Genomic DNA, 6,020 nt, shown 5'->3' with positions numbered 1-6,020 from the left:
CCCCCTTTTATATGATGTTTTATTCTTATGCCAAGTATTTTTCTACGGGAACATAGTCCATGTCAAAAGCCTCAGCTACTGCCTTATATACAATGTCTCCATTGATTACATTCAGTCCTGGAACCAATTCCGCATTTTCCAGCGCTGCTTTCTTCCACCCTTTGTCCGCCAATTGAATGGCGTAAGGAAGTGTTGCATTGGTCAAGGCCAAAGTAGAAGTGTAAGGAACCGCACCAGGCATATTTGCTACACAGTAGTGTACCACATCATCGATGATATAAGTGGGATTTTCATGGGTAGTCGGCTTACATGTTTCAATGCATCCCCCTTGATCTACCGCCACATCCACCAAAACAGTTCCAGGTTTCATTTCTTTGAGCATATCTCTTGTAATCAAGTGAGGTGCTTTGGCACCAGGAATCAAAACAGCACCTACAATCAGATCAGCATGCTTGATCATTTCCCGGATGTTGTATTCATTAGACATCATGGTATTCACATTTGCTGGCATGACATCATCCAAATACCTCATTCTTGGTAGCGAAACATCCATGATGGTTACATCAGCACCTAATCCAGCTGCCATCCATGCGGCTTGGGTTCCAACCACGCCACCACCAAGTATCAATACTTTTGCCGGAAGAACACCTGGCACACCCCCCAATAATATCCCCCTACCTTTAAGTGGTTTTTCCAAATAATTGGCACCTTTTTGAATGGACATTCTACCAGCAACTTCAGACATAGGGACCAATAAAGGAAGACTTCTGTCTGCTTTTTCTACGGTTTCGTAAGCCAAGCATATGGATTTATTTTCTACCATAGCCTTGGTCAAAGGTTCGTAGGAAGCAAAATGGAAATAGGTGAACAGCAATTGACCTTCTTTGATCAGCTTGTATTCAGGTTCAATAGGCTCTTTTACCTTAATGATCATTTCAGCAATGCTGTAAACATCTTCGATGGTAGGAAGAATGGCAGCTCCGGCTGCAGTGTATTCATCATCCGAAAAACCACTTCCCTGACCTGCTGTATGTTGAACATATACCTGGTGGCCTCTCTTAACCAGTTCTTTTGCACCAGCCGGGGTAAGTGCTACCCTATTTTCATTGTTTTTGATTTCCTTTGGAACACCTATGATCATATTGTTACAATTTGGGTTTTAAATCGATTGCGCAAAGATAATAAGGGAGCCTTGATTTGCTACAAAATCAAATCAATTATTTTGTATTGAACATTTTATTGTTCTATTTTCAAAATTTAATTTCTTTAATCGGGTATTAATTGAATAAAATTTCAAAAAATTGATTTTAAAAATTAAAAATTCCGAGAATTTATAAAATTCTGATCTATGTATTTTTGTATGGCAAATATAATGAATGACATCTTTAAAAAGGTGGAAAAAATTAATTAGCAAAAATTTTATTTTGATAAAATAATTTTTACATACTTAATTCGGAATATTTTATTGGTTTTTTTCGAAACTATTCTGTTTTGAAGTTTGTAAAAAAAACAAATTTGGCTATTTTTGAACTGATTGGTTATAAACCGAGGACAACCCAAAATTACCTTTAGAGACTAAAATGACTGACGTGGCAACATTATCAAAGAATAAAAAGTCTAGAACGTTTGAAAAAGAACAGCTTTTAAAAGATTTCAGACTGGCTTGGGAAAGCAGACACGCTTCTCTCATGGGTAGGAAAGAAGTCTTTATGGGAAAAGCAAAATTCGGAATATTTGGTGATGGCAAAGAACTGGCACAGCTTGCCATGGCCAAATATTTCAGAGATGGTGACTTTAGAGCCGGCTACTATAGGGATCAGACTTTCATGTTTGCGATTGGTCAGTTGACCATAAGAGAATATTTTGCACAACTTTATGCCCATACTTCAGTGGAGGCAGAACCTGCTTCAGCAGGTCGTTTGATGAACGGTCACTTTGCTACTAGATCCCTTAATGCGGATGGGACATGGAAAGAATTGACTGCCATGAAGAATTCTTCAGCAGACATTTCGCCTACAGCAGGTCAAATGCCGAAGCTGCTTGGATTAGCTTATGCATCCAAACTTTATAGAGAGAACCTTGGACTTAAAGAACTCATTCAGTTTAGTAAGAATGGTAATGAGGTAGCTTGGGGTACTATTGGAAATGCATCCACATCTGAAGGCATGTTTTATGAAGCAGTAAATGCAGCAGGCGTATTACAGGTTCCAATGGTAATTTCTGTTTGGGACGATGCTTATGGCATATCTGTGCCAAATGAGTACCATACTACTAAGGGGAGTATTTCTGAAATCCTGAAAGGGTTGCAAAGAAATGATGACCAAAAGGGTTATGAGATTTTTGTTGTTAAAGGCTGGGATTATGAAGCCTTGGATAGGGCTTATGAAAACGCTTCCAGAATAGCAAGAGAAGAGCATGTGCCGGTAATGATCCATGTGGTCGAAATGACGCAGCCACAGGGCCACTCCACTTCAGGTTCGCATGAGCGTTATAAGTCCAAAGAACGTTTAGAGTGGGAGAAGGCTCATGATTGTTTGGTGCAGTTTAGGAAATTTATCTTGGATAATGCCTATGCCAGTGAAGAGGAATTGGATCAGATTGAGCAGGAAGCAAAAGCATTTGCCAAAAAAGAAAAAGAGGCAGCTTGGAGTTCATTTTCAGGAGAGATCAAACAGGAATTGAAGGAAGCCTTGCAATTGATTAAAAATGCTGCGGAGCACGCTGGGCAACAGTCTGCTTTGAAGACTTTGGCAGATGATTTGTCAAAAGCGATCAATCCGATTCGAAAAGATGTTATCAGTACAGTTAGAAAAGCCATATGGCTAATGAGGCATGATGCTGATGAGGTCAAGGGAGCTTTGAAAGATTGGTATGCTGCTCAACAAGAAATCAATGAAGATCGTTACAGCAGCCACTTGTATTCCCAGTCAGAATTTTCCTCTGATCAAGTCGAACCAATTGCTGCTCAATTTGAAGACGATGCCCCTTTGGTTGATGGCAGAGAAGTACTTCAAGCCTGTTTTGACAATTTATTGGAAAATGACCCAAGGTTTTTGGCATTTGGAGAAGATGTGGGGAAAATTGGAGATGTAAATCAAGCTTTTGCTGGGTTACAGGCTAAGCATGGTGAACTAAGGGTGACAGATACAGGAATTAGGGAAGTAACCATCATCGGTCAGGGAATAGGAGCGGCTCTTAGAGGTCTCAGACCAATGGCTGAAATCCAATATTTGGATTACATTCACTATGCCTTGATGACCTTATCTGATGACCTTGCCAGTTTACATTACAGGACAAAAGGGGGGCAAAAAGCACCTTTGATTGTGAGAACAAGAGGCCATAGGTTAGAGGGGGTATGGCATGCCGGTTCTCCCATAGGGATGTTGCTTCATTCTTTAAGGGGTATGTTGATATGTGTGCCCAGAAATATGACTCAAGCAGCCGGTATGTATAATACCCTAATGCAGGCGGATGAACCTGCCTTAGTGATAGAATGCTTGAATGGTTACCGTTTAAAGGAAAAAATGCCTGCCAATATTGGAGAGTTCAGAGTGGCTCTTGGCCAACCTGAAACCATCAGGGAAGGAAATGACCTTACTGTTGTAACATATGGTTCTATGTGTAGAATTATAGAAGATGCGGCGCAGGAACTTGCTGAAATGGGAATAGATATAGAAATTATAGATGTGCAAACTTTGTTGCCATTTGATGTAAACCATAAAATTCTGGAATCTATCAAGAAAACCAACAGGGTTCTGTTTGCAGATGAGGATGTTCCAGGTGGAGCTTCTGCCTATATGATGCAGAAAGTAGTGGAGGATCAAGGGGCATATTATTACCTGGATTCAGAGCCAGCTACACTGGCAGCCAAAGCACATAGACCGGCATATTCCTCAGATGGTGATTATTTCTCCAAACCTTCGGTGGATGATGTTGTCGAAAAGGTTTATGCCATGATGCATGAGGTAGATCCATTGAAATTCCCGGAATTCTAAATTAACGAGTGTTAAAAGGTTTTGAATAAAAAAGACCGCTAAGAACTAATTCTTAGCGGTCTTTTTCAAATAACAACACTAATAGGTAATCAATGATTGGATTTTAAACAACCTTACCTCCTGCCAATTTGATTAAGTGTGACTTCGGGACTTGTGGCAATGTTACTTCTATTAAGTGACCTATCCTGGATCTGAACATCTATTCTTATGGTATCATTGCGGAATATGGATTGCCAGCCAAAAGACAACATAGCATATTCAAGAACACCTTCTACAGGTTGACCTTCTGAACTGTTAAACAGTCTTGGGAAACGGCCATTAAAAGTGGTGAAAAAGGGTGGGTCCTCCCATCTAAATTCAGTAAACACACCATTTCTTTTGATGAAAAATTTAACAAAAATATTATTGTGATTTGGATTTTGCTCCACCCAAATGGTGTCCCTTATTACTACATTGTTAACGATAGGGTTGATCGCCCAGTCAATTGGGTTAAATATAGGGGCATCTGGAGGACGATTAGCATAATTGATTAAAGAACCTGCTTGATTTCTTCTGAAAGTTACAGGTTGAAAAGGTGGGTCAATATCTGTGGGGTTAAGCCCTAGGTCTCCTTCCGCATCTTTAAATCGAATGGATACGATGAGTGAGTCAGAACCAGCAGTATTGACAAACCTCATGTCCTCGAAGGAAATTTCAGGGACTGAGGGGAAATTATCCGGTGGTGTAACACAACCGTAGGACAAGACTAGTCCAAATATTATCGCGATATACTTTTTTACACTGCTCATGTACTTGTACTTTTACATGAAATTGTCTGTCCACGTAAAAGTGATGAATTTTCTGATGACAAATTATAAAACGATGGAATATTTCAAAAGTTTTAAACAAGATATACTTCAAGGCAATATACAAAATTTTGAGAAGAAGGCATTAGAGCTTTTTAGGTTTCAGGCGGTGCATAATGCTGTTTATGCGGCCTATATCCGTGCCAGAGGGGTTGAACCGTTTGATGTTTCTAAGTTGGAAGAAATTCCATTTTTACCCATTCGTTTTTTTAAGGATTTTCCAGTGGTATCTGCTGATTTAAATCAATTTGAAGGTTATTATTCCAGCAGTGGGACCACAGGAGCAATCACCAGCAGGCATTATTTTTGGTCTGAATCCTTTTACTTAGAGCACGCCTTGAATCTTTTTGAAAAAGAGTATGGACATATCAAAGATTTCCATGTTTTGGCTTTGCTTCCGGCATATTTAGAACGGAAAGGCAGTTCTTTGGTAAGTATGGCAGATTTTTTCATAAAAAAATCAGAATCACCTTATTCTGGATTTTATTTGTACAACCACAAGGATTTGATCAATGTACTGGATCAACTTAAGGATGAATCCAAAAAGGTGCTTTTGATTGGGGTGACTTTTGCACTTTTGGATCTTTCTGAAAGTGGCTTGTCAATACCTGCCATGAACAACTTGGTGGTAATGGAAACAGGAGGCATGAAGGGGCGAAGAAAGGAGATGATCCGGGAAGAGGTGCACGACCAATTAAAGACTGCTTTTCAACTAGAAAATATTCATTCAGAGTATGGGATGACAGAGCTATTGTCTCAGGCCTATTCTAAATCTGAAGGAAAATACAATTTACCTTTTTCAATGCGCGTTATGCTCAGGGATACCAATGATCCTTTTGCTTTTTCAAAGCGTAAGCAGGGGGGGATTAACGTGATTGATCTTGCCAATTTTCATTCCTGTGCCTTTATCGAAACCCAGGATTTGGGGAAATTTGATGAATTAGGACAGTTAGAAGTACTAGGGAGGTTTGATAATAGTGAAATCAGAGGCTGTAATTTAATGGTTAATTAATTTTGTATTCCTTTAAAAATTAAACATATTTGACTTTAAAATTTGAAAAGCATGAAAAAATTAGCAATTGTTGTAATGGCTGTTGGACTTTTGGCCTTAAGTGCTTGTGCTGCAAGCAAACCATGCCCTGCATATGCGAAAGTGGTAGATAGCAAAGAAATCAAAGGA

Annotated in this window: 4 protein-coding genes; 2 read left to right on the top strand and 2 right to left on the bottom strand. The window is 39.4% G+C overall.

Annotated elements, in window-relative coordinates; translation table 11 throughout:
• Nucleotides 1-25: 25 nt before the first annotated feature.
• Nucleotides 26-1,141, bottom strand: a complete 1,116-nt coding sequence (gene ald / locus B879_RS20130; RefSeq protein WP_009187074.1) for an alanine dehydrogenase — start codon at nucleotides 1,139-1,141, stop codon at nucleotides 26-28.
• A 439-nt stretch (nucleotides 1,142-1,580) separates the two neighbouring features.
• Between ald and B879_RS20125 the strand changes: the two genes are divergently transcribed.
• The gene (locus tag B879_RS20125; protein WP_009187073.1) at nucleotides 1,581-3,995 is read left to right on the top strand and encodes an alpha-ketoacid dehydrogenase subunit alpha/beta; all 2,415 of its coding nucleotides are present in this window, start codon (nucleotides 1,581-1,583) and stop codon (nucleotides 3,993-3,995) included.
• 113 nt (nucleotides 3,996-4,108) lie between these two features.
• Here the strand turns inward: B879_RS20125 and B879_RS20120 are convergent, their stop codons facing one another.
• The gene (locus tag B879_RS20120) at nucleotides 4,109-4,783 is read right to left on the bottom strand and encodes a hypothetical protein (protein ID WP_009187072.1); all 675 of its coding nucleotides are present in this window, start codon (nucleotides 4,781-4,783) and stop codon (nucleotides 4,109-4,111) included.
• Between the two features lie 73 nt (nucleotides 4,784-4,856).
• Here B879_RS20120 and B879_RS20115 point away from each other — a divergent pair, with 73 nt between their 5' ends.
• On the top strand, nucleotides 4,857-5,852 hold the full coding sequence (locus B879_RS20115) for a LuxE/PaaK family acyltransferase (protein ID WP_009187071.1): 996 nt from the start codon (nucleotides 4,857-4,859) through the stop codon (nucleotides 5,850-5,852).
• The last annotated feature ends 168 nt before the right edge of the window (nucleotides 5,853-6,020 follow it).

Source organism: Cecembia lonarensis LW9, from assembly GCF_000298295.1.
GTDB lineage: Bacteria > Bacteroidota > Bacteroidia > Cytophagales > Cyclobacteriaceae > Cecembia > Cecembia lonarensis.
Note: the sequence above shows the minus strand (reverse complement) of the source record. Positions and strands in the feature narration are given on the sequence as shown.